Source organism: Hahella sp. CR1 (assembly GCF_029813005.1).
Taxonomy (GTDB): domain Bacteria; phylum Pseudomonadota; class Gammaproteobacteria; order Pseudomonadales; family Oleiphilaceae; genus Hahella.
Map to the genome: position 1 here is coordinate 1,057,949 of NZ_JAPELK010000001.1, position 23,993 is coordinate 1,081,941.

At 51.5% G+C, this 23,993-nt stretch carries 22 protein-coding genes; 14 read left to right on the forward strand and 8 right to left on the reverse strand.

Translation table 11 applies throughout. From position 1 onward, the window contains the following. Positions 1-114 precede the first annotated feature (114 nt). From ONV78_RS04780 to ONV78_RS04810, 7 genes are all read left to right on the forward strand, one after another. Positions 115-708: a TetR/AcrR family transcriptional regulator gene (locus ONV78_RS04780; RefSeq protein WP_279501515.1), complete on the forward strand. Its 594-nt coding sequence runs from the start codon at positions 115-117 to the stop codon at positions 706-708. Positions 709-846: 138 nt separating this feature from the next. Then, a complete protein-coding gene (locus ONV78_RS04785) occupies positions 847-1,392 on the forward strand; it encodes a glycine zipper 2TM domain-containing protein (protein ID WP_279501517.1) in 546 nt (181 codons plus the stop codon). A gap of 36 nt (positions 1,393-1,428) precedes the next feature. After that, entirely contained in the window at positions 1,429-1,710 is a 282-nt protein-coding gene (locus ONV78_RS04790; RefSeq protein ID WP_011400108.1) for a hypothetical protein, read from the forward strand. Positions 1,711-1,765: 55 nt separating this feature from the next. After that, a complete protein-coding gene (locus ONV78_RS04795) occupies positions 1,766-2,452 on the forward strand; it encodes a response regulator transcription factor (RefSeq protein WP_011400107.1) in 687 nt (228 codons plus the stop codon). Positions 2,453-2,457: 5 nt separating this feature from the next. After that, entirely contained in the window at positions 2,458-3,822 is a 1,365-nt protein-coding gene (locus tag ONV78_RS04800; protein WP_279501518.1) for an ATP-binding protein, read from the forward strand. A 156-nt stretch (positions 3,823-3,978) separates the two neighbouring features. After that, positions 3,979-4,446 (forward strand): DNA starvation/stationary phase protection protein, encoded by a 468-nt coding sequence (locus ONV78_RS04805; protein ID WP_279501520.1) that lies wholly within the window; start codon positions 3,979-3,981, stop codon positions 4,444-4,446. 205 nt (positions 4,447-4,651) lie between these two features. Continuing rightward, positions 4,652-6,322, forward strand: coding sequence for an alpha-amylase family glycosyl hydrolase (locus ONV78_RS04810; protein WP_279501521.1), 1,671 nt, complete (start codon positions 4,652-4,654; stop codon positions 6,320-6,322). 77 nt (positions 6,323-6,399) lie between these two features. Here ONV78_RS04810 and speA read toward each other — a convergent pair whose 3' ends face one another. After that, positions 6,400-8,310, reverse strand: coding sequence for a biosynthetic arginine decarboxylase (gene speA, locus ONV78_RS04815; RefSeq protein WP_279501523.1), 1,911 nt, complete (start codon positions 8,308-8,310; stop codon positions 6,400-6,402). Positions 8,311-8,565: 255 nt separating this feature from the next. Here speA and speE point away from each other — a divergent pair, with 255 nt between their 5' ends. The 4 genes from speE to ONV78_RS04835 all read left to right on the forward strand — a co-directional run bounded on the left by speE (position 8,566) and on the right by ONV78_RS04835 (position 12,250). Next, complete coding sequence (gene speE, locus ONV78_RS04820; protein ID WP_279501525.1) at positions 8,566-9,429, forward strand: polyamine aminopropyltransferase; 864 nt, start codon at positions 8,566-8,568, stop codon at positions 9,427-9,429. A 221-nt stretch (positions 9,430-9,650) separates the two neighbouring features. Continuing rightward, positions 9,651-10,202 (forward strand): bifunctional 3-hydroxydecanoyl-ACP dehydratase/trans-2-decenoyl-ACP isomerase, encoded by a 552-nt coding sequence (gene fabA, locus ONV78_RS04825; RefSeq protein WP_011400101.1) that lies wholly within the window; start codon positions 9,651-9,653, stop codon positions 10,200-10,202. 31 nt (positions 10,203-10,233) lie between these two features. Continuing rightward, the gene (fabB, locus tag ONV78_RS04830) at positions 10,234-11,448 is read left to right on the forward strand and encodes a beta-ketoacyl-ACP synthase I (protein WP_127973846.1); all 1,215 of its coding nucleotides are present in this window, start codon (positions 10,234-10,236) and stop codon (positions 11,446-11,448) included. A gap of 265 nt (positions 11,449-11,713) precedes the next feature. Continuing rightward, complete coding sequence (locus tag ONV78_RS04835) at positions 11,714-12,250, forward strand: L,D-transpeptidase family protein (RefSeq protein WP_279501526.1); 537 nt, start codon at positions 11,714-11,716, stop codon at positions 12,248-12,250. Positions 12,251-12,263: 13 nt separating this feature from the next. Here ONV78_RS04835 and ONV78_RS04840 read toward each other — a convergent pair whose 3' ends face one another. The 3 genes from ONV78_RS04840 to glnK all read right to left on the reverse strand — a co-directional run bounded on the left by ONV78_RS04840 (position 12,264) and on the right by glnK (position 14,354). Next, entirely contained in the window at positions 12,264-12,515 is a 252-nt protein-coding gene (locus ONV78_RS04840) for a SemiSWEET transporter (protein WP_127973844.1), read from the reverse strand. Between the two features lie 177 nt (positions 12,516-12,692). After that, complete coding sequence (locus tag ONV78_RS04845; protein WP_216737548.1) at positions 12,693-13,964, reverse strand: ammonium transporter; 1,272 nt, start codon at positions 13,962-13,964, stop codon at positions 12,693-12,695. Positions 13,965-14,015: 51 nt separating this feature from the next. After that, positions 14,016-14,354 (reverse strand): P-II family nitrogen regulator, encoded by a 339-nt coding sequence (gene glnK / locus ONV78_RS04850; RefSeq protein WP_011400096.1) that lies wholly within the window; start codon positions 14,352-14,354, stop codon positions 14,016-14,018. A gap of 411 nt (positions 14,355-14,765) precedes the next feature. Here glnK and ONV78_RS04855 point away from each other — a divergent pair, with 411 nt between their 5' ends. Then, the gene (locus ONV78_RS04855; RefSeq protein WP_279501531.1) at positions 14,766-15,044 is read left to right on the forward strand and encodes an accessory factor UbiK family protein; all 279 of its coding nucleotides are present in this window, start codon (positions 14,766-14,768) and stop codon (positions 15,042-15,044) included. 107 nt (positions 15,045-15,151) lie between these two features. Then, positions 15,152-16,198: a YifB family Mg chelatase-like AAA ATPase gene (locus tag ONV78_RS04860; protein ID WP_347815406.1), complete on the forward strand. Its 1,047-nt coding sequence runs from the start codon at positions 15,152-15,154 to the stop codon at positions 16,196-16,198. On the opposite strand, the gene ONV78_RS04865 is transcribed toward ONV78_RS04860, so the two are convergent. Then, entirely contained in the window at positions 16,168-17,688 is a 1,521-nt protein-coding gene (locus tag ONV78_RS04865; protein ID WP_279501533.1) for a recombinase family protein, read from the reverse strand. The genes ONV78_RS04860 and ONV78_RS04865 overlap by 31 nt on opposite strands. Before the next feature lie 1,867 nt (positions 17,689-19,555). Here ONV78_RS04865 and ONV78_RS04870 point away from each other — a divergent pair. Beyond that, positions 19,556-21,052, forward strand: coding sequence for a DUF6119 family protein (locus ONV78_RS04870; protein WP_279501534.1), 1,497 nt, complete (start codon positions 19,556-19,558; stop codon positions 21,050-21,052). A gap of 25 nt (positions 21,053-21,077) precedes the next feature. Here the strand turns inward: ONV78_RS04870 and ONV78_RS04875 are convergent, their stop codons facing one another. The 3 genes from ONV78_RS04875 to ONV78_RS04885 all read right to left on the reverse strand — a co-directional run bounded on the left by ONV78_RS04875 (position 21,078) and on the right by ONV78_RS04885 (position 23,860). After that, on the reverse strand, positions 21,078-21,797 hold the full coding sequence (locus tag ONV78_RS04875; RefSeq protein WP_279501535.1) for a DNA-protecting protein DprA: 720 nt from the start codon (positions 21,795-21,797) through the stop codon (positions 21,078-21,080). Between the two features lie 423 nt (positions 21,798-22,220). Further along, positions 22,221-22,433 (reverse strand): DUF3892 domain-containing protein, encoded by a 213-nt coding sequence (locus tag ONV78_RS04880; RefSeq protein WP_279501536.1) that lies wholly within the window; start codon positions 22,431-22,433, stop codon positions 22,221-22,223. Positions 22,434-22,534: 101 nt separating this feature from the next. Then, on the reverse strand, positions 22,535-23,860 hold the full coding sequence (locus tag ONV78_RS04885) for a hypothetical protein (protein ID WP_279501538.1): 1,326 nt from the start codon (positions 23,858-23,860) through the stop codon (positions 22,535-22,537). Between the last annotated feature and the right edge of the window lie 133 nt (positions 23,861-23,993).

Sequence of the window (23,993 nt, forward strand, 5' to 3'; positions counted from 1 at the left end):
ACTGATCGTTTAGAAATATAGATTTTTTCTAAATGTTCAGTCAAGAACTGTTTATAATATAGACGACCTTTGTTTACTCATCCGCATAAGAGCCTGAGATATCAGAAGAGATTAATGGGAAGACCTACCGCATTTGACCCACAAGAAAAACTGCATATCGCCATGAAACTGTTCTGGCGGCAGGGTTTCGAAGCCACTTCGTTACAGCAGTTATGTGATGAGCTGGAATTGAACCGCTTCAGCATTTACAACACCTTTGGCGATAAGCGCGCCCTGTTTCATTTAACGCTCGATCACTACTTGAATACGGTCATCCGACGAATCGCCGCGCCGTTGTTGCATGACGACGCTGAACTGGATGCGGTTGTGGAGTATTTGGCGGGGCTGAGCGCTGGGCTGTGCAGCGAGGGCGGCCGGGTAGGCTGTTATGTTCAAAATGCGGGCTCTGAGATGGGCGGCGTAGACGAACTAGTGCAGAGAAAAGTAGATGACTGGCTGCGCCAACTGGAGATGTTATTAGCTCAGGCTTTGATTCGCGCGCAGGATAATAACGGCTTGCGTGGGGACATTGATGTGGAAGCCGCCGCCTGTTATCTGGTCAGCGTCACACAAGGGCTTATTGCATTGCGCCGGACCTGTAGCAGGCAGTGTCGGGTGGAGAACGCATTCAAATTCCTGATGCAGGAAGTAAGAGGATGGGCGGCATAGCGCCGCTTAGGGCGGTTAATAATTGAACGCCTGTTCATGAGGTAAGCGGCGGGTGAAATTTGTTGGCGCAAGTTCAGTTAGCATTCAGGTTGACTGCATTAATCTGAACCCATCAGATAAGCGCAAGGAGATTCACTCATGAAAATCAAAACACTGGCAGTCGCCGTTCTTTCAGTTACCCTGGCCACACCGGCATTCGCCGGCGGTCGCCACCACCGCGGCGGTTCTGAATTCGATTACGCCAAAGTGGTGGACGTGGAGCCTATCACTAAATCCGTAGAGCATCGCACGCCTCGCGAGTCCTGCTGGACCGAGCAGGTGCGCCACGAAGCGCCGCGTCAGTCTTCTGACTCTTATACCGGTACTATCCTTGGCGGCGTCATCGGCGGAGCCATCGGTAACGCAGTGGGACACAAGAAGCGCAATAAGCAGGTTGGCACCGCAGTGGGCGCGATATTGGGCGCGTCTATCGGGCATGACATATCCAATCGGGGTTCAACGTCTTATTCAGAGTCTTACTACTCTAATGAAAGACGTTGTGAAACCACCTACGACGTGGAATATGTGCAGGAGACTATGGGATACTGGGTGACCTATAAGTATCAGGGACGCGAATACCGCACCCGCATGGACCAACACCCGGGTGATCGCATTCGTATCAGAGTGACTGTGGAGCCCGCCTGATTGTTTGGCGGGCGGCCCTCTACGAGAAGCTGAACCATGACCAGAACATTGCTCTTAACATCCATTTTACTGACAGCCTGGCTGCATACGCCGGCTGCGTTGGCCGCCCCGGCCTTCGGTTATTCACCCTCGCAAGCGGACACCTTGTTGCTGGCGGACGTGAGTGAGCAGGACGCCGCCAGTCTGGTGCGTCAGGTAAGTGGGGGACGCGTGCTGAAAGTCGAGTCCCAGGGCGATGTCTATCGGGTGAAAGTTTTGCTTCCCAACGGAGTGGTGAAAACCTACGTAGTTGAGCGCAGCTCGGGAAGAGTCAGCTGATGGAGCGTCTGCTCCGATAAAGCGACAGGGTTTAGGAAGTTAGCGGGAATCAAGCATGCGAATACTATTGGTCGAAGACGAAGCGTTGTTACGTGGCCAATTACGGGACGAACTGGTTAAACATGGCTACGCCGTAGACACGGCGGAAGACGGCGAGGTCGCCGCTTATCTGGGTAAAGAAAACCCTTATGACCTTGCCGTCGTAGACCTGGGCCTGCCCAAACGCACCGGCCTGGAGGTGATCCAGGAGTGGCGCGGCATGGGCAAAGAGTTCCCCATTCTCATCCTTACCGCGCGAGGCCACTGGCAGGATAAAGTCAGTGGCCTGGAAGCCGGCGCTGACGACTATCTGGTGAAGCCTTTTCATGTCGCTGAATTGATGGCGCGGTTGGGCGCTTTACTGAGACGCTCTTCCGGGTTCAGCAGTCCCGTGATTCAAGCCGGTCCCATGACCCTGGATACTCGCGCCAAGCTGGTGCAAATCGACGGCTCCGCTCTGGAGCTGACCGCCTACGAATACAACACGCTTGAATATCTGGTGCATCGCGCCGGTCAGGCTGTGTCCAAAACTGAATTGACGGAGCATTTGTACGCGCAGGATTTTGATCGTGACAGCAATGTCATAGAGGTTTTTATCGGTCGCTTACGCAAAAAGCTGGACCCGGATGGGGTCAACAAACCGATTACCACCTTGCGCGGCCAGGGCTACCGGTTTAACTGGTCGCCACAGAAGACCGCCTGATCACTGTGCGGCGGCTCTCACTTCGCACCCGCTTCTGGCTGCTCACCCTGGTTATTCCCTTTTTCGTGGTATCAGCGGGGTGGGTGGTCTATGTCGCTTATCAGGAAAGTCTGGAGCGGGCGCATATCGACCGGCTTAGCGCCCACCTTTATTTGTTACTGGCGGCGGCGGAGCCTTCTGGCGATAGTCTGCAACTGCCGGAGGAACTTCAGGAGAGTCGTTTTAATCAGGCCCAGTCGGGCCTGGTCGCCGTTGTGCGTAACAGCGACGGCTTTATCGTCTGGCAGTCCCGCTCTAGTTTAGGCCTCCCGCAGACGTTGCCCTGGCTGGCGCCGGAAACTGAGCCGGGTCGGATTTCCCATCGTCGCGTAGACGCCAAGCCGGGCTATCTGCAGGTGCAACTGCCTGCGTTGTTCGCCGTGGATAGTGGCCTCGTTGAAAACGGCTTGCGTCGTTATGTGTTTGAGGTTTGGCAGCAAGCGTCTTTGCTGGAGCAGGAATCCCGTTCTTTCACCACCACGCTTTCAATCGGTCTGGTGATTGTCACCATCGCCTTGTGCGCCATTGTGGCTTTGTTTCTGGGCTGGGCGTTGCGGCCTTTGCAGAATGTGACCAGAGAACTGGGGGCGATTGAAAAAGGTGAAATGGACACCCTGTCGGAAAATTATCCCAAAGAAATCGCTGCCTTGACTCACGCGTTGAATACCGTCCTGGATGTGGAGCGACGCCAGCGGGAACGTTATCGCAACAGTCTCGGAGATCTGGCGCATAGTCTGAAGACGCCCCTGGCGGTGCTGCGTGGCGCCATCGAGATGAATGAGGAAGAGCGTCGGCGCACTCTGGGTGAGCAGGTGGCGCGTATGGACGACGTCGTGACCTACCAGCTCAAGCGCGCCAGCGCCGGAGGAGAGGGGGTCTGGCATAAACCGACGCCCATCCTGCCTTTGGTCAATCGCGTCACCTCCGTTTTGCAGAAAGTCTATGCTGACCGAGGCATGTATTGTGAAGTCAATGTGCCTGAAGAGGTGGCGTTTCTCGCAGACGAAGCAGACTTGATGGAAATGCTGGGCAATTTGATCGATAACGCTTTTAAATACGGCGATGCGGAAGTGTCTATTCATGCTTCTGGCGAAGTGGACGGTTTCGTGACGCTGTCGATCAGCAATGATGGTCCCGGCATTCCCGCGCAAGACTGGGACAAAGCGCTACAGCGCGGCGTGCGCCTGGACAGTCGCCCGATTGGTCAGGGCATTGGACTTTCCGTCGTGCGCGAACTGGTGGAAAGCTATCGTGGCGAACTGAAGCTGGCTTCGGGCGTCAGCGATGGCGTGACGATTGAAATCATTATGCCCGGACGGGTTGTTAGCTGAGACGTTGATCGGCTATAACATGGCGGCGTAAACGGAATAATTAATGGTTGTATAGCTAGAATCAATCAGGATTTTAGTTTTAATAAAATTTATTGCTTATCGGGTTGAGCTTATCATCTCTTCAACCACTTTAAGTAACCAGGAAAGGAGACGACCATGTCGGATATCAATATCGGATTAACTGAAAACGCCCGTCAGAATATCGCGCACTCATTGTCCAGGTTGCTGGCGGACAGCTACACCCTGTACCTGAAAACACAGAACTTCCATTGGAACGTCACCGGTCCCCGGTTTCAGGAAGTACACGCCCTGACGGAAATGCACTACACGGATTTGGCTACGGCCATTGACGCTATCGCCGAACGTATTCGCGCACTGGGAGAATTCGCCCCTGGCAGTTACTCCAGCTACCTGAAGCTGGCGACATTGAAGGAAGAGGCCGGCGTGCCTGCGGCGAATGAGATGCTGGCGGTGCTGGCGAAAGACCACGAGCAGATCGCCCGGAATATCCGCGAGGCGTTGCCAGCAGCTCAGGAGGCGACGGACGAAAGCTCTGCGTCGCTGCTTTCAGATCGCTTGAGCGTGCATGAGAAGACTGCCTGGATGTTGCGCAGCATGGTTTGATCGCTCAGCTCCTCTCTCTGCAATAGAGAGGGAGGAGCTTCCCTCCCTCTTTCTACGCCCCATTCTCGTTCCCCCGGAAGGATATATTTTCGTCTGATAGGTGATATTACTTAACGCCATATCATGGGCGGCTGTCTTGCGCTGAGCACGTCTTGGCGGACGTCAGCCCGCGCCTTAGGTCGAGAATAAAAACGGGGAAGCACTCATGCAGTTGAACAAAGCGGCGGCGTTATTGTCGTTCAGCGTTTTAGTGGCCGGATGCAGCGGCGGAGGCGGAAGCAGCTCTGGCGGCTCCACGCCCGCCGAACCAGGTTATCAGCCATACGCCTGTAATCAGGAAATTTACGATCAAGCCAAAGCATTACGCATCTATCAGGTGATGGTGGAGTCGTTTATCGATGGCGATCTGAACGCCAATTACGGCGCGGGTTATGGAAGCAGTCATCATCGCGGAGACTTGCAGGGAATCACCGATTCTCTGGATTACATCAAGAATATGGGTATGAACGCGATCTGGCTGACTCCGGTGTTTCACAGCTCTCCCATCTCTGGGCAGGATGAATGGGCGGACCGCCTTGATGCGACGGGCTATTTCACCAGCGATTACTTTTCCATAGATCCCAATTTTGGCACGATGGCGCAAGCCCGGGAGCTGGTGGAGCAAGCGCACGCGCGAGGCATCTATGTCTTCTTTGACGGCGTCTTTGGCCATTTTAAGAGTAATACCGGCGACTTCCCTTCACCGCAAGGACGTGTGGTTAGCGCTAATGGCGTCGCCCAAGCGGGGACGGGGAGAGAAGCTGTTTATCCCAATGATCTGGATTTCTTCAAGGAAGTCGCTGCCTATTGGGTGAAAGAGTTGAAGATTGACGGGTGGCGCTTGGATCAGGCTTACCAGGTTCCAACTGGCGCCTGGGGAGAGATCCGCAAGTCGGTGGAGGACGCCTCCAAAAGCGTGACCTACACCATGAATGGAGAGCAGGTGAATCCTTTGGGCTATATGGTGGGCGAAGTCTGGAAAGGCGAGGCGGAAATCGCTGCGCAGGCGTACGGCTCGGCAGCGCAGCCTGGCTTATGCTCCTCTTTTGATTTCCCTATGCGCTATCGACTTGTTCAGGCGTTGGGAGTGGAGGAAAGCGGACATCGTTCCGCCGCCGTTTCGACGCTTCAGGAAGGATACGCCACCCAGGCGGCCTATCCGACGCACGCGCTCCCCAACGGCTTTCTAACCAATCATGATCTGGTGCGTTTTGGCGACTTGCTGCAACGGGGCAAAATCGCCAATCCGGGCGAGGATCGTTATGCCGATCTACACAAAGCGGCCTACAGCTTCCTCGCCGCATATACGGGTCCCATCACGCTGTACTACGGAGACGAAATCGGTGATGAAGTGGTCGGCTTCTCGGATCGCGTCGCATGCGAGTCCGATAATGGCGCAGGCGCTAAAGCAGGCTTGTGCGATGATCATGTTTCGCGCTCCAGCGCCAAGGTGGAAGGTTTGCCGAGCGGGGAAGATGGCGCGTTATTCGCGGCTGACGCCAAACAAACGGCAATACGCGACTACATTCGTGACCTGATGGCGATGCGCGCCGCCCATCCAGCCCTGTACGCGGGGACGCGGGCATCGGTTAATCATGGTCAGTCCGGCAAAGTCTATGTCGATCGCAAGCAGGCAGGTAGTGAAGTTGTGTTATTTCTACTGAATATTACCGGCGATCCCGTCACTGTTGAGCTGGAAGGAACGAACGTCGGCAGTAATGGGAACTTGAAAGATCTGATGAGCGCAGAGGAAATCGCACTCTTGTCCGGTTACCACAGTATCCCGGTAGAGCCTTACAGTGCGCGCTTTATGCTGGTGACTGCGCCCACGCTCTAAACGATGAAGGCTTGGTCTTTATAGGAATGGAAGGGTAAACCGGCGCGCATTGCGATCCGGTTTACCCAGCAGAGACTTTACTCTTCCAGGTAGGTGTAGCCGGTCAGGCCCGCCTTCAGCTCTTGCAGGTAGTCCCGCTTTTGCTGCTCCTGCAAATCAGACGCCGCCATCTTGTCTTCGAAGGCTCGCAATAGTTGCTCCGGCTCGAAGTTAACGTAGCGCAGCACTTTGTCGACCGTGTCTCCGCTGATGGGGTGCTGCAGAGACAGATCGCCCTGCTCATTCAGGCAAACATCTACGGAGTCGGTATCACCGAACAAATTGTGCATGTCGCCGAGAATTTCCTGATAAGCGCCCACCAGGAAAAATCCGAGAAGGAAAGGCTGATCTTTTTCCGGCTCAGGGATCGGCAGTGTGGTTTCAATGCCGTGACTGTCCACGTACTGGTCGATGCGCCCATCGGAGTCGCAGGTGATATCCTGAATCACCCCTCGTCGCGTTGGGCGCTTATGCAGACCGCTTAACGGAAGTATCGGGAAGATCTGGTCAATGCCCCAGATATCCGGCAGAGACTGGAACAGAGAGAAGTTCACGAACAGTTTGTCCGCCAGTTTCTCGTTCAGCTCGTCATAAATTTCCCGGTGTGCGCGGATTTCCGGCTGTAAATGTTCGCGAATATACAGGCACAACGCCTGATAAATCGTCTCGGCCTGCGCCCGGTCGTCCAGGCTCAGCACGCCATGGATAAACAACGTTTGCGCTTCCTGCAGGGCATGCGCCGCGTCATGGTAAATCTCGATGACGGAGCGGCGATTATTGCGATCTTTAAGCGCCTCGAAGTCTTGCCATAAGTCGCGAACCACAGGCGGAGAGTCCGCCGTCGGCTGTTTGACCGCATCCGGCTGCGCTACGCTTTCTCTGTCGATAACATCGGTGATCAACACCGCGTGATGCGCGGTGATTGCGCGTCCTGACTCGGTAATCACATTCGGATGAGGGATGCCTTCGCGGTCGCACTCTTCTTTGATCGTACGCAGAACGTGGAAGGCGTACTCATGCACGCTGTAGTTAACCGAACAGGCACTGCGGGAGCGAGTGCCTTCGTAGTCGATACCCAGACCGCCACCGACGTCAACGATTTTTACGTCAGCGCCCTGGCGACGGAGCTCGCCATAAAAACGCGCGCACTCGCGCAATCCTGTCTGAATATCCCGGATATTGGCGATCTGTGAACCCAGGTGGAAGTGCAGCAGCTGGAGAGATTCCAGTGCGTTGGCTTGTTTCAGTGTGTCCAGCACTTGCAGAATCTGCACGGAAGACAGGCCGAATTTCGACTTCTCGCCGCCGGTATTCTGCCAGTTGCCCTTGCCGATAGAGGCCAGACGGGCGCGTACGCCAATGCGCGGCGTCACACCCATGTTACGGCTTTCTTCCAGCACGTAAGTCAGTTCGTTCAGTTTCTCAACGACGATGTAGACCTTGTAGCCCATCTGCTGACCCAACAAGGCGAGACGAATGAACTCACGGTCTTTGTAGCCATTACAGACAATAGTGGCGCCGGGGTTGCTCATGGCCAGGACGGCGATCAGCTCCGGCTTGCTGCCAGCTTCCAGGCCGATCTGGCCATTGGCGGCGGCGGGTTGCGCGGCGACGATTTCTTCAATGACGCGACGCTGTTGGTTCACTTTGACCGGATAGACCGCGGTATAGCGACCTGAATAGGCCAGCTGTTCGGCGGCGCGGTTAAACGCCTCGCATAAATGGTTGACCCTGTGATGCAGAATATCCGCAAAACGCACCAATACCGGCAACCCAAGATTGGCGGCGCGGACTTGTGTGGCGAGCGCTTTCAAACTGACGCTGGCGTTATGTTCTGAACCTTTGGGGCGGATGATAACGTCGCCATCGGCGTCAACATCTATATAACCATCTCCCCAGAAAGGGATGTTGTAGGTGGACAGTGCGTGATCGCGGGTCCAATCTTCCATCAATGCGTCTCCTCGGCAATATGCCCCCGGATAAAGTGTTAAGGTTATCGTCAAGGGGCGGCATTTTAAAGCAAGCGGAATCCTTAGCGTTAATAAGTTATGGGCTTTGTATTGCACTATGTTTCCTGGCTACCTGGAAACGCTGGCGAATCCCAAAATAATGCTGTGATCTTCGCGCCTTACGCCTACAATATGCTGCTTTAGCCGCAGGCGCATCGCGCCGACAATAATTAATCGAATCATTGGGAGAACATAATGAGCGAGCAGATCCCCGGGTGGTTTACCGAAATCTTTCAGGACCAGGGCACCGGGTTTTCCCTCAAAGTAAAAAGTAAACTGCACGAAGAGCAGAGCCAGTATCAAAAGATTGAAATCTTTGAGACGGAAACCTTCGGTAATCTGATGGTGTTGGACGGTTGCGTCATGTTGACTGACCGTGACAATTTCCTCTACCACGAAATGATGACCCACCCCGCGCTGTTCACTCATCAGGCGCCGAAGAAAGTCGTAATTGTTGGCGGCGGCGATTGCGGCACATTGAAAGAAGTGCTCAAACACCCTGGCGTTGAAGAAGCCTGGCAGGTTGAAATTGACGAACGCGTCACCCGCGTTGCAGAGAAGTATTTCCCTGATCTGTGCACCGCTAACAACGACCCGCGCGCCAACTTCTTCTTCGGCGACGGCATCAAGTGGATCGCTGACGCGCCGCTGGAGTCCATCGACCTGATTATCGTCGACTCCACCGACCCGGTCGGGCCAGCTGAAGGCCTATTCGCCGTCGACTTCTACCGCAACTGTTTCATGGCGTTGCGCGAGGGCGGCATGATCGTGCAGCAGACGGAATCCCCTTTATTGCATACGTCCAGCATCATCAAGAAAGTGCATGAAGATATGCGTCAGGCTGGCTTTGACGGCGTCAAAACGCTGCCGTTCCCGCAGCCTGTGTATCCTACCGGCTGGTGGAGCTGCACCATGGCGGGTAAAGGTAAGAAGCTGGAATTCTTCCGTGAAGAAGATGCGGCTGAGCGTCCTTTCGTCACTCGCTATTACAATGCGGAAGTGCATAAAGCAGCCTTGGCTCTGCCTGAATTCATGAAGAATGAACTTGACTTAGATTAGTCTGAACGTTTATTTCTATACATCTGTATTTTAATGCTTAAGGCCAGGTACCATAAGGGAATCCGGCCTTCCGAAAAGGGTGCGAACCTACCTTTGTCCAATAGACGTTCTTTTTTCGGGCGCACTAACATGCAAACCATAACTCCTGTCAAGAAACGGCAATACAGCCGGTATATGGTTGGCAGGCTATTGGACGTGATATAGAAATCGGAGTTAACTGCGTGCACGCAATAGCAGAAAACCATGGAGTGAAAGCTTCATATACGAAAGAAGAACTTCAAGCCTGCGGACAGGGACGGTTATTTGGCGAAGGCGCTGCGAAACTTCCTGTAGACCAGATGTTGATGGTCGACCGGGTGTCTCAAATCTCCGCAGAAGGCGGAGCATACGGTCACGGGATCGTGCGTGCGCAGTTGGATATCAATCCGGATCTGTGGTTTTTTAAGTGTCATTTCGTTGGCGATCCGGTCATGCCGGGTTGCCTCGGACTGGACGCCATGTGGCAGCTGGTAGGCTTTTTCCTGGCGTGGAAAGGTCACAAGGGATTGGGCCGGGCGCTGGGGGTCGGCGAAGTTAAGTTCACCGGTCAGGTGTTGCCGTCCGCAAAATCCGTCGAGTATGTTCTCGATATCAAAAGAGTAATCGCTCGTAAGTTAATTATGGCCTTGGCTGATGGAACCGTGTATGTCGACGGTAAAGCCATTTATACTGCCAAGGATTTACGAGTGGGCTTGTTTGACCCCGCCGCTATGAGCGGTGCGGAAATCAAATAAGTTATCCTTTGCAAATGTAAGAGGTTTCTGAATGAAACGCGCCGTCATAACCGGAATGGGAATCGTATCCTGCTTGGGCAACTCCAAAGAGGAGGTGGCTGAGTCACTGAAAGCTGGCCGCTCAGGCATTCGGTTTAACGAAAGCTACAAAGAAGCGGGCTTGAGAAGTCAGGTCAGTGGCAGCGTCCAGATCGATTTCGCTGAACACATCGACCGCAAGCATCTGCGCTTCATGGGCGACGCGGCAGCGTACGCCTATATCGCTATGAATCAGGCCATCACAGACGCCAAGATAGACGAAGAGCTGTTGAGCAGCACTCGCACCGGCATCGTGATGGGCTCTGGCGGAGCCTCCACCAGTAACGTCGTCGAATCCGTCGATATCCTGCGTGAGAAAGGCGTCAAACGTGTGGGACCTTATCGCGTACCCCGCACCATGAACAGTTCTGTAAACGCCTGTTTGTCCACCGCGTTCAAAATTCGCGGCGTTAACTACTCCATAACTTCCGCTTGCGCGACCGCCGCTCACTGTATCGGTCACGCCTGGGAACAAATTCAGTTGGGCAAGCAAGACGTCGTATTCGCTGGCGGCGGTGAAGAAGAGCATTGGAGCCTGGCGGTTCTATTCGACGCTATGGGCGCGTTGTCCAGCAAGTACAACGACGATCCTTCCCGTGCTTCACGTCCATACTGCTCCACCCGTGATGGCTTTGTCATCGCTGGCGGCGGCGCGGTTGTCGTCGTAGAAGAGCTGGAGCATGCGCTGCGTCGCGGCGCGCCGATCTACGCTGAGTTGGTGGGCTACGGCGCCACTTCCGATGGCGAAGACATGGTGGCTCCATCTGGAGAAGGCGCTGTACGCTGTATCCATCAGGCGCTGTCTACCGTAAACACGCCAGTAGATTACGTCAATACTCACGGCACCAGTACGCCTGTCGGCGATATTATTGAGCTGAAAGCAGTAAAAGAAGCCTTTGGCGACAATCTGCCGCGCATCAGTTCTACTAAATCACTGTCCGGCCACTCTTTGGGCGTTGCTGGCGTACACGAAGCAATCTACTGCTTGTTGATGATGGAAGGCGGTTTCATCGCGCCATCTCGTCACATCGAGGCGCTGGACGAGAGAGCCGCTGGCTTCCCGATCGTGACCGAGCCTACCGATGCGGAACTGAATACCGTTCTGAGCAACAGCTTTGGTTTCGGTGGCACCAACGCCTGTCTGGCTTTCAGCAAATACAAAGGCTGATCTAGTCCTGAAATAGGTTTCAACTATATTCAGGACGGGACAGCGAAAGAATAAAAAGCCTGCGCCTAGCGCGGGCTTTTTTATGCCTGTTTTCTGGTATTTTCATCTAACCCGGTTGGCATCTCCTTGATTGTGATGTAAAAAACATCACGCGCATAGCTGAGATACAAATAGAAGATGTTGGTCACAGTTCGAATCTGTGCAGGATTCTTATGTTTGCTATGCTGATAGTTAAGCGTCATCCATTCAATTTCTAAAGGGTCTCATGCGGAAAGGTTTTCTATTTCTGGCGGGTGTTCTTTTTGCTTGCGGTGTCGGCGCGGAACAGGCGCAAACTTCGCTGGCGTTGTCTGAATCCGCATATATGGCTCCCCTGGTGGATAAAGTTCAGGTAAAGAAAGCGTCCAGACTTTTGATTCTATTGAAAGAAGGGAAGCCTTTGCGGGTGTATCCGATCGCTTTGGGCGATAAGCCGCTGGGACATAAACAGTTCGAAGGGGATGAGCGAACGCCTGAAGGCACTTACTCACTTGATTGGCGTAACCCTAACAGCGCTTTTCACAAGTCCATTCACGTCTCTTACCCTAATGATCAGGACGTTGAATTCGCGAAGAGCCAGGGACGCGAGCCGGGCGGGATGATTATGATCCATGGCTGGCCCAATGGTTTTAATCATGACCGTGACAGTATCTGGCTTTACGAGTTTGATTGGACGGATGGATGTATCGCCGTCAACAATCAGGCGATGGATGAGATCTGGTCTTTGGTGCCGGACGGCACGCCTATTGAAATTCTGCCGTAGGTCAGCGCACGGCCTAACCGTGCTTCAGCTTCAACGCTAACACAGTGGACGCCAGCGCTAATGTCAGAGTATTAGCGATAATAATTGGCCACGCGACCATCATGATCCCATAAAGCAGCCACAGAAAGACGCCCAACGTGAAAATGCTATACATGCCGAGCGAGATGCCGGATGTGTTTTTCGTTTTCAACGTTTGTCTGACCTGGGGCAGGAACGCCAGTGTGGTGAGCAGCGCCGCCAGTGTGCCGATGATGGATGCTAACATCTTATTAACCCTATAGAATTGCGCGCATTTTAATCACGCTGTCCGGCAGCGTAACTAGGGGAAAATATGTACGCCCCGTCGTTATGGCTGGGGGCGCAGACTTCTAATAACACCGTATCCTGCTCACACGAAAAAGGGCCGCCAAATGGCAGCCCTCTTTGAAGTCGATTTGAGAGATCAGTCGCGGGTGAATTCAGGATAGGCTTCCATCCCGCATTCCGCCAGATCCACGCCTTCGTACTCTTCTTCTTCGCTGACGCGGATGCCCATGATCACTTTAATCAGGCCCCATACCACCAAGCTGGTTGCGAATACCCATACGAAGATGGTGAGCGCGCCAGCCAGCTGAGCCATGAAGCTAACGTCAGTTGTGAAGGGAACCACCAGAAGACCCAGCAGACCGCAAGCGCCGTGTACAGAGATCGCGCCAACAGGATCGTCGATTTTCAGTTTGTCCAGGGTCACGATGGAGAATACGACTAGCACGCCAGCCACTACGCCAATCAGAGAGGAGGCCACGGGGGAGGGAGCGTCAGGGTTAGCAGTGATCGCCACCAGGCCTGCCAGGGCGCCGTTAAGAAGCATGGTCAGGTCAGCTTTGCCGAACAGCAGGCGAGCGGTGATCAGCGCTGCGATCGCGCCAGTGGCCGCTGCTGCGTTCGTGTTCAGGAAAACAATCGCCACGGAGTTGGCGTTGCCGATATCACCCAGTTTCAATACTGAGCCGCCGTTGAAGCCGAACCAGCCCATCCACAGAATGAAAGTGCCCAGTGTCGCTAAAGGCAGGTTAGCGCCAGGGATAGCGTTAACTTGTCCGTTAGGGCCGTATTTGCCTTTACGTGGGCCAAGCAGCAATACGCCTGCCAGAGCCGCCGCTGCGCCGGCCAAGTGAACAATGCCGGAACCCGCGAAGTCTTTGAAGCCCATATCGCCCAGGCTGTATAGACCGAATACAGCATTACCGCCCCAGGTCCAAGAGCCTTCCATCGGATAGATAAATGCAGTCATCACCACAGCGAAGGCCAGGAACGCCCACAGCTTCATACGTTCGGCGACGGCGCCGGATACGATGGACATGGCGGTCGCCACAAATACGACCTGGAAGAAGAAGTCAGATGCGCCGGAATAGATAGCGCCTCCAGTGAAGCCGCCATCGCGCTCAGCGAATGACTTCAAAGTGTCGTCGACATAGGTCTCGCCAGGCATGATGGCGCTTAGGAAATATCCGCCGCTGCCATACATGATTTCATAGCCGCAGATCAGGTACATGATGCAGGCGATGGCGTAGAGAGCGACGTTTTTGGTAAGAATTTCAGTGGTGTTCTTGGCGCGCACTAAGCCGGATTCCAACATGGCGAAACCCGCGGCCATCCACATGACCAATGCGCCCATCACAAGAAAATAGAAGGTATCTAATGCATATTGTAAGTGAAAAACATTGTTTTCCATGAAAAGCCCTCCGCACTAGGCTTGTCAGTTACCAGTTGTTGTTAGTTTTGGTTAAATCGCGTCTGTACCAGTCTCGCCGGTCCTTATGCGGATGGCTTGTTGCAGATCCACCACAAAAATTTTGCCGTCACCGATCTTGCCGGTGTTTGCGGCTTTAGTGATGGCTTCTACGACTTGGTCGAGCAAGTCATCGCCGATAGCGACTTCGATTTTCACCTTGGGGAGAAAGTCGACGACATACTCTGCGCCACGATACAGCTCGGTGTGGCCCTTCTGACGACCGAACCCTTTTACTTCGGTCACGGTCACGCCCTGAACGCCAATCTCGGAGAGTGCTTCACGCACATCATCCAGCTTGAATGGCTTGATAATGGCAGTTACCAGTTTCATTTTTTTCTCCTTTGTATCTACCCGCCTGTTATAGAAATCGCACAATCAGCAAGCTCAACCACGCACAAAAATATGTGCGGAATTTGTGCGTGATGTAGCATCTGCTGTGCCAATGATAAAAAATTTATTTAAAACAGTTAACTAGATGAATAATTCTTACCTTGTGGAAAAACCAGGGCACAATTATAGCGCAGCACGCCCCTGTTTGAGGTTAATTGGCGCCCGTGGCTGGTGCGCATTTATAAAAATGCACAGAATTTGTGCAAAAAAGCGGAATGATAACGTTATAAACAGGATTTGTTGTCACATTAACTCCGGTTCTACAGCCAATGGCGGGAAACGGGGAGGATTCCATAAACAAACCAGGAACGCCGTGGTACAATCGCCGCTCCGAAAAACGGAGGACTTTCCATGTCGGTATCACCAGTAGATTTGCTTAACGCGTTCAACCAGCATTTTGGTCAGTTTGTGCCGGATGTCGCTAAATCCGCGCATGAAGATGTGCAGCAACAAGCCAAGGCGGCTTTCTCCAGCATTATCTCCAAGCTGGACTTGGTGACCCGGGAAGAGTTCGATGTGCAATTGGAAGTATTGCGCCGCACCCGCGAGAAACTGGATAGTCTGGAAAAACGCGTGGTTGAACTGGAGGCGGCTTTGCAAACCAAGAGTGAGCAAGGCGAACAAGCCTAACGAACTTTTTTATTAACCGGCGATGAGAACCACATCGCCGGTCTCGCTTTAATACCTACACACATTAGCGCCTCAGGAACGAGGCTGAATTTATCCAAGGAGGGAGTATGTCACTCGCAATCGTCAACACGCGCGCCAAACTTGGCGTGGAAGCCCCGCTGGTAAAAGTCGAAGCCCATCTGTCGAACGGCTTGCCGGCCCTTTCTATCGTTGGACTTCCTGAAGCCGCAGTCAAAGAAAGCAAAGACCGGGTCAGGAGCGCTTTACTTAACAGCGGATTTGAATTTCCCGCCCGCCGCATCACCATTAATCTCGCCCCCGCAGATCTTCCTAAAGAGGGAGGTCGTTATGATCTTGCTATCGCCGTTGGCGTCCTGGCGGCGTCAGGGCAGCTGCCGGATGAAGCGATTGCCGGATATGAATTTTATGGCGAACTGGCGCTTTCTGGAGAGCTACGGCCAGTGGCTGGTATGCTGCCCGCCGCGCTTCGCTGCGCCCAGGCTGGCGCTAAAATTATGCTGCCGCCACAAAACGCTCAAGAGGCCAGTCTGGTGTCTGCGCTGGAAGTTTATGCGCCCGCTACTTTGGGACAGCTGGCCGCCTTTCTGCTGGGACATGAGCGCATGACGCCGATACGCCAGCAGGAGCGCCCAGCGTCAGGGCGCAAAGCTCCGGACATGGCGGATATCAAGGGCCAGTTTCAAGCCAAGCGGGCGTTGGAGATCGCCGCAGCGGGCAATCACAATATGTTGATGTTCGGCCCACCGGGAACGGGGAAAACCATGCTGGCGTCGCGTCTGGTGGGTATCTTGCCTGAGCTGACGGAAATGGAAGCGCTGGAAACAGCGGCGGTCAACTCCGTGGCGGGCGTTAGTCTGGATATGACGCAGTGGCGACAGCGGCGTTTCCGCGCGCCTCATCATACGGCATCTGCGGTTGCGCTGGTCGGAGGCGGTTCTAATCCCAAACCTGGAGAGATCTCATTGGCGCACAATAGTGTGCTGTTTCTCGACGAATTGCCGGAATTTGACCGAAAAGTGCTGGAAGTGTTGCGAGAACCCATGGAATCTGGAGAGATCGTGATTTCCAGAGCTGCACAGCAAACCACCTTTCCAGCCCGCTTTCAGCTCATTGCGGCGATGAATCCTTGTTGATGCGTTGCCAAAGTGCCAGCGTTTTGGGAAGTGCTATTGCACTTTGGGGTGGGGGTTGGGGCGTAGTAGAGCTCGATCTCAACTTCCTCCTTGCCGATGATCAGGCGGTCGGTAATTGCTTCGACAATCTGTCGTTTGTCGTCGCTGGTGAGATTGTCCCAGTGGGCGTATAAGTCTTGCGCGTGATCAACAATCTCGTTTTGTGAGATTTGGGTGATCTTCAGAAAATCGACTTCTGCTTGGAGTTGCGGCAGCTCTGCATCAATTTGTTCCAGGCGTTCTTGAAGTGGCTTATAGCGTTCTCCAAACCCTCGCTTATCAATTCCTCCTTCTTGATACAGTTCGTATAGCTTGTCTGTTCGAGATACTACTTTCTCACGCTCTTTCTGGAGGATTGAAAGCGTATCCTCTTTCGTTGCAATACTGTTTGAGAATGAGGTGAGATGGTGCTCGATTTCATCCGGTGAACAGAAGAAGTCACGCAACTGTTCGTGGAAGATGGTCTCTAGGTCTTCGGTTGGTATCTTGTTCCTGCAATTGGCGCAGATGTATTTCGGGCTGTTTGAGGGAACGTACATTTTTGAACCGCATTCACAATAGGTGCGGCCTGCAAATAGGTGTCGTACTCGTTTGGCGATAGGTCTGGTTCCTTTGCGTGTCGAGAGTATTGCGTTGCACTCCTCCCATACTTCTTCAGACACAATAGCGGGCACTTCATGGAATACCCACTCATGCTCTGGCTTGTGTGTCCAGGCTTTGGTTGAGTTTGTGGATTTTGTGTAGTTGGCGCGACGCATGCCTTTTGCGGTTGGGTCTTCAATGAGACGCCCTACCGTTGTGTCTGAGAATTTGGCTCCTTTTCGGGTACGGTATCCGCGTTCGTTCAGTATCCGTGCAACGGTCTTCTTCCGCTTGTGCTCCCGGAACAGTTCATACATGAGCTTTCGAACTGGAGCTTCGTCAGGGTGGGGGATGAGCTTGCCATCCTCCCATTGATACCCAAATGTCGCTTGTCCGCCGAGTGGCTTGCCCATCTTGGCGCGGATAGGTACGGATGCTGATACGCGCTCTGCGATCTCCTCTCGTTCCCACTGAGCCATTGCGGCAATCATGGTGTAGAAGAGGCGGCCTGCGGGAGTTGAGGTGTCTATGGATTCGGCAAGCGATATGAGATCTGCACTACAATCACGAAACACCTCGGCAAACTCAAGAAGTTCGCGGGTGTTGCGTGCGAGGCGAGCGAGCTTGGAGAAGATAAGGCCCGTTATGTGTCCGGTCTTGATATCGGCAAGCATCCGCTTTGTCTCTGGGTACTCCTTAACGGTCTTTCCTGAAAGGGCGTCGAGGCGATACACCTCAACGACCTCCCATTCCTTTGCCTCGGCGTATAGACGACCGCGCCGCTCATGGTGCTCTGGACTTTCTCCTTTTACCTGATCCTCGGTAGAGACGCGAATCCATATCCCTACTCTCTTATGCGCTGTCCGCATGATGTACCTCCGCTATTTCTATGAGGTTTGTTGGAAAGTGTAGCTGATTAGTTTTCTAGCCTAATTGTGTGCCCGCGCTCTGTATGGAGGTACACGAGCGCGAGAGATGCTGCGTCGAAAAGCCCTTGTGCGTATGGCTCGGTATGCCATACGAGGCGTTTGCGGGGCATACGGGTCTTTAGAGCGGGGAAGGTGGCCACGATGACATGGTTCATCTGGTGTTTGTTCGACGCGTTGGCAGCTCTAAACGTCTGCTGGATATCTTTGCGTGCATATCGATGCGCTGGGATGCTTTGACGCGTCGCGAACTGTATAGCTGATTGGTATGCAGCCCATACCCATTTGGAACGTGGCGCCCCTTTTTGTTCTGTGACGAGGGTATCTGGTTTGTACTGCGCTATAAGCGTGCGAGTGATTTTTCGTATCTTTACAGTATCTCGTTTTTGCACTGTTTTGGTGCCCCAGTCATGCGGGGTAGTTCCAAGTAGGAACACGAAAGATACTCCTCGCCGGGTGATATATAGAGCGAGTGTTGCTGATTTCTGGTTGGTCATAGGAACTACGCGTCAGTTGTTTCTAATGTCTCAACCTGCTCCTTGGCATGCATGAGGAACGCGTGCTTCTCTGTTTGTTTGCAGTCGCTATTCTTTGTGCAGGTTGTCCGCATGAGTTCAATATCTTCCCAGAGTCCGTTGAGTGTGCGGCTCCAGGTGGTTGGAATGAGTTTCTGCATTGGCACGCCGAACAAAATACGGAAGCGTAGTAGCTGATCTAATCGGGGAATTCGTTTTCCTCGCTCGACTCGGGAGAGTTGTGAGCGGCTTCTAAAGCCAAGCAGGCTCGCAAATTCCTTTTGGGTAAAGCCATTGCTGCGACGGTAGTACCGGAGCATGTCTTTTGGGGTTCTCTTTGGCATAGGGGATGGGTAGTTATTGATAAATGCCTTGTTCGTCGCTGTGTGCGAGTGAACGGGGAGATTTTGGCATGGAGGATACGATTCTATGAGACGCAAAAATGTGCGGTGGGCGCACATTTGAAAACCATGAAAATTCTGCCTGTATATGAGCAGAATATGTCGACGGGGTTGTCTTGCCCTACTGTCTCTGGATCAAAGCGCTACGTATTGCTGTGAGAGTGTGTTTGGCGAGTGCTTTGATACCTTCACAGTATCATAGGTTACTTTTAATAAACGCTTTTTATTCACAAGAAGAGTAATAATGAATCATAGATTTGTCTTGCCTTCTCAAAATCTATTTTATGCTTGCCATGTGGTTCTGCTTGTACAAAGCTGCCTATCTCAAAGGGAGAAAAGGAAAAATTAGTGGGTAGCTTTAACTTTCGCTTCGCTATCCCGTCAGCGGAATTGCATTGGTCGCATATTACCATTTCAGGGAAGCGTGCATTTTGAGGATTCTCAAGCCCACCAGCATGGTCATGGTGTTTATGTAGGATAGCAACCCACCCCTTAAACTTATGAGGTCGGTTGGGGAATCTCGTTGTCCATCTCATTATTTGAAATTTAGTGCGTTTGCAAGAAGGGCAGGCCCAGTTATCGCCAACTTGCTTCCAAAGTATGTGGCAGTGTAAGCCAGTGTAACTTTTGAAATCCTCATGTGTAGGGACTTTCTTTACCATGAAATGCCTTTGCTTATTGGTGTATTAACAAACTGCGTCGAATTAGCTCAATACTCTCCTGAAAGGAAACGGGAGCGAGATGAATAGAGTATGTGATGTTTCAGGGGCTAATCGTAGCTTATAGTAAATTTACTGAGTGATTCACCTCCAGTTCTCGCGCTTCCTTGCAGTATGCTATTACTGTACTAAACTTGAAGCTGGTTAGGCCAGTATGTTAAGGATAACCTAAGATATGAGATTAAATATTTTTAGAATTCCAAATGATAAAGTTGCGGATATTAAGGAGAAATTTCAATCTCCCAGTCTTGGTCTTGACATAATAGGGAGAGAGAAAACTGATAGGAGTAGATCCTCGTTCTATTTCTCCACCCATCCAGCTCAAAAACCGATATCCTGGACCGAAACGTTTTCCGATTACTTTGAAAACGGAGCTCCAGAAAATCTAATATATTTTGGCTGTTATCTCTGGGAAAATGAAAGTCATTGTTTTGCACTTAGTTATGGCAAGTGTCACTTCTATTTGAGGCAGTTCTGCGATCATGACTTTGGTACGCATATGGCGAAACGGATCGCAAACGAAAATGATATAAGGCAGAAGTCTTCTAAAAAGTTTGCAGGGAAAAAGAAGAAGGAGATTAAAAGCTATACAAAAAATAGTCGTTTAGATACTGAAAGTGGAGAATCAGTAGATTATATCCAAGCATCCATAATAGATGACCATAGAGAAGCTTTTGGAAAAAGCGGCAAATTTGGAGTTTCAATGCTGCTCTGTTTGGATATTGATAAAGATGGACTAGAAGAATTCTTTGAAAGCCTTATTTCCACTATTGATTTAACAGAGAAGTTTTCACTGCCCCGGACGACAATAATCAATAATACAGCTAAAAGCAGAATGTTTGAAAAAATACTCTCCGAAGAAATTTGCAATGTTGGAGAGAATACTGACTTTACGAACAACTCCCATGAACTAGTGGGTGTGGATTTTGTTTTTTCTGGTCAAGAGGTATATAGATTTAAATACCATGGAGTTGAGTCTAAGATATTTGATGAACTAACAATAGACAATTTGAGAGAGTTTATCATTTCGGAGAAGATTCCTACCGAAGATATCTTGAATGTTTTGGTTCTAGTCGAGAAAGATGAATCCATTTGCTATAGGAGGTACGTGAAGGAGTCACTGGACTATATTGTGGAAGATCATAATGTGATTCTTTCTCAAGGTAACTGGATGGAGTTCAATGAAGACTATCTAGTTCAACTTGATGAGTACATAGATAGAATAGAAATAGAGCCCACAGAAGATGAGCTCTGTGAAGTAAAAAAAATGGAAGAAGATAGGTTTAATGAAGGTGCCATAGCATATGGATATCAAAATGCAGACAAAGACTTTTCAAAGATAAAAGTTGAGCCTGGCACGCCAGTTGAAGCTTGGGATTTGCAGAAGGGGGATGTGGTTTACGCGGTCAAAGTGGGAACACCCCAGAAGATTGGATATGTGTGTGATCAGTCCATAAATACACTTGAATTGATTAATAAAAAATCAAATCTCAGAAAGTTAAGAATTACATTAAAATCATACTGTCTATGGCTGATTCTCGAAAGGAAGACGCGAATAGAAAAGTTAAGTGACATAGGGTCGATAATTTTTAAGCAAAAAGTGGAGTCATGGGCAAGGAAATGTTCCGACTTTGGTGTCGTACCAAAGGTGAAAATAAGTTACGTTAAATGATGGCTTCTGTCTGGAGAAAATTTCTTCAAAAGGAGGAGTAGCTATGATGTTCTCTATAAGGAGTGGGGAAGGACTGTGCCAGAAGTTCATAATCTACTCTCGACATTATCGGCGCTGCCCCCATATCTCTCACCATCATTTCAGGGCCAGCACTATTGAGTCCTAAGGGGTTCCCAGGCTGCGGAACCACGGCGAATAATGGATGTTTCTCTTGAACGCAGAATTTAGCGTGCGTCGTTGTACCGCTCTTAACATCCGACTCAACAATCACTGAGCAGGCAGAAAGCCCTACCTGAATTCTATTTCGTGGCACAAAATTCTGTCGTGCGGGTGGAGTGCCTTCAGGATGCTCTGAAACCCACAGTCCGCCAGACTCAAGAATAGTGTCGCCCAGTCCTGCGTTTTGCCGTGGAGTGGCTATGTGCAATCCGCTCGCGAGAACAGCAATAGTACGGCCTCCTGCGTTCAAGCAGCCTTGATGGGCGGCAGCATCAATGCCAAGCGCTAACCCGCTCACAACAATTGCGCCTTTGCTGACCGCATAAGCCGCAATCCGCTTTGTAATCTCCAAGCCGTTTGCCGTGGCGTTTCTCGTGCCGACTATCGCTACCCCTGGTGCCACGTATAACAGATCAAGATTCCCTCTGGCGTATAGCGTCGCCGGAGGGTTCGCAATGCTTTTGAGGTGTCTGGGGTATTCTGACGAGTTGAGTGGTATGGCGACAACATCAAGTTTCTTGTGCATAGGGATTTATGTTCTTGCTGCCACGAGGCTACTCACGATTACGAAACTGGCATCATCTGCTCAGATGGACTATCAGTATTTAAAACGCTGTTAAAGCTTAGGCAAAGACCTACTTACCGTTCTTCTTGTATTTTTCTATCATCTCATCTGTTACATCAGATGTATAACAGATAGGGGAATACCCTCCCGGCTTGCTATACGCACTCCGTTTCCCGCACTTCCTTCCGGCTCGATCTCGGTTATACGGGCAAGGACAATTTCCCGGATAGTTTTGTATAGACGACTCAATTATTTTCCTTTTTATATCCTCGTCCGCATCGGCAGACAATTCTGGGGAGACTAGCGAGAGTATGAAGGCGCAAGACCAAAGAACGCACTGCGCCTTCACAGGACCTTCCTCATGTTTTTTCGGGCAAACATGAACTATTTATTTCTGTTTACGTTGTCTTTCTTTGAGTGGTCGGGATTATCTCGAACATATTTCTCGTTGTTAATTTTAACAACATGAGCTCCGGGATGCTTCCCTTGCTCAACCTCTTTAACAGCCTGATCTCTTGGCACGTTAGGTCTATTGCCAATTTTGTATGTCTCGTTTCGTCCGCCAGGACCGTCATTATTGCCGACGATTTTGGTCATAGTTATGCCTCCATGGGTGCGATATAAGTACGGGTAATATACCCATTAGAAGTGTAGATTAAATTTTGATCTTAATGGTTGTGTGCTGGCTATTTTCGGGCTCATGAACGGTCTGAGGCGGCGCTATCTTTCCCAACCCCATACCGCACACAAAGTCCATGCACCTGCTCCTTTACCTTTTCAGTAACCGGTATCACAAACACGCCATGCCGCTTGTATGTCGGCAGGTATAGGCGAGTACGCACCAAGCTCCCCACATATCGAGAGGTGATAGGGCGGTCGATATCCGCGTCATGCTTTTCGATGAAGGCTGCGGTAAGTTGCTGGATCGGGATGTCCTGTTCTGTGTACATGAATGAAGCCAGGATAGGTAAGAGCATTGCTTCATGTGACCGTGAGCGAAGACTTTGAATGCGCTCGTCCATTACGCGGCCAACGTCGAGAATGTGATCCTTCGCTTCCTCATCCTGGGCAAGCGAAAGCAGTGGCAATAGCATCTGCTGTGTTCGAGCAGAGAGTGTTGGATGTGATGTGCTGTATGCGGCAGTATGGCCGGAAGTTGCGGCCTGCATGTTCCGGAACCGATACATTAGCAACATGTTGCGAAGTTCTTTGGCCTCATCTTTGTATGTGTTGGGGAGACTAATAGGGATATCGAGCCGAAGCGGGCGTGTGCCCATTTCTTCAGTGATAAAACGAGACTCAAGCGCTTCATCGCTAAAATTGCGCCGCATAGCTACGATTTTCGGACCAAAGACAGAGAACGCACGGGGATTGTATTCATTATCCTTGTTCACGATTGTTCGCAGCACTGGCAGTCCACGTGACGTGCCGTTGTTAAATATCTTCACTATATCGCTGCGCTCATCTGAATAGCGAAAGTCTGTTTCGTCGAAAACTAGCGAGCCGCGAAAGAGATCCAGAGTGTGAAAAAGCGGGGAAAGCGTAGAAGCGCCGCTGGCGAAAAAAGGTTTGTATAGGATGCTTCCTAGGACTTGAAGCGCTCGGGTTTTCCCACTTCCAAAGTCACCGCGAAAACGCAGATACGGGACTTCATTGAATGCGTCACTCACCCACGAAAGAAGCACGTAGATAGGTGCAATAGAGCGGAATTGATCAGAAAGATGCACATATCGGTCTATGTATGACCGGATTGCGTCTAGTAGCTGTTTAGTTGTTCCGTACTCCTTTGCTCGCTCAGGCAGCAATATAGCCTTGTGGCGGATAAGGTTATTGCTTCCCTTGATCGGAACCAGCGTCTCGCCATTCGGCAGGGATAGAGATTCTTGATAGGTAACCTGGTTGCCGTCCCATATTGCAAGCTCGGTGCGTCGCTCGCTTGATCGGTACACCATCTCAACAATACCCCCATCGCTTAGCCGACGAGAGACAGTTGGCTCTGACTTCTTCTTTTGATTTTCACGCATGCGCCAGATGGTATCGCTTGAGGCGAAAACAAATAGACGGGTAAAGGTGCGCGTGCTGCACCTACATTCCGCTTTTGAGACCACCTATTCACATGCAACATGCCCCCATGCAAAGAAAACGAGATACATACAT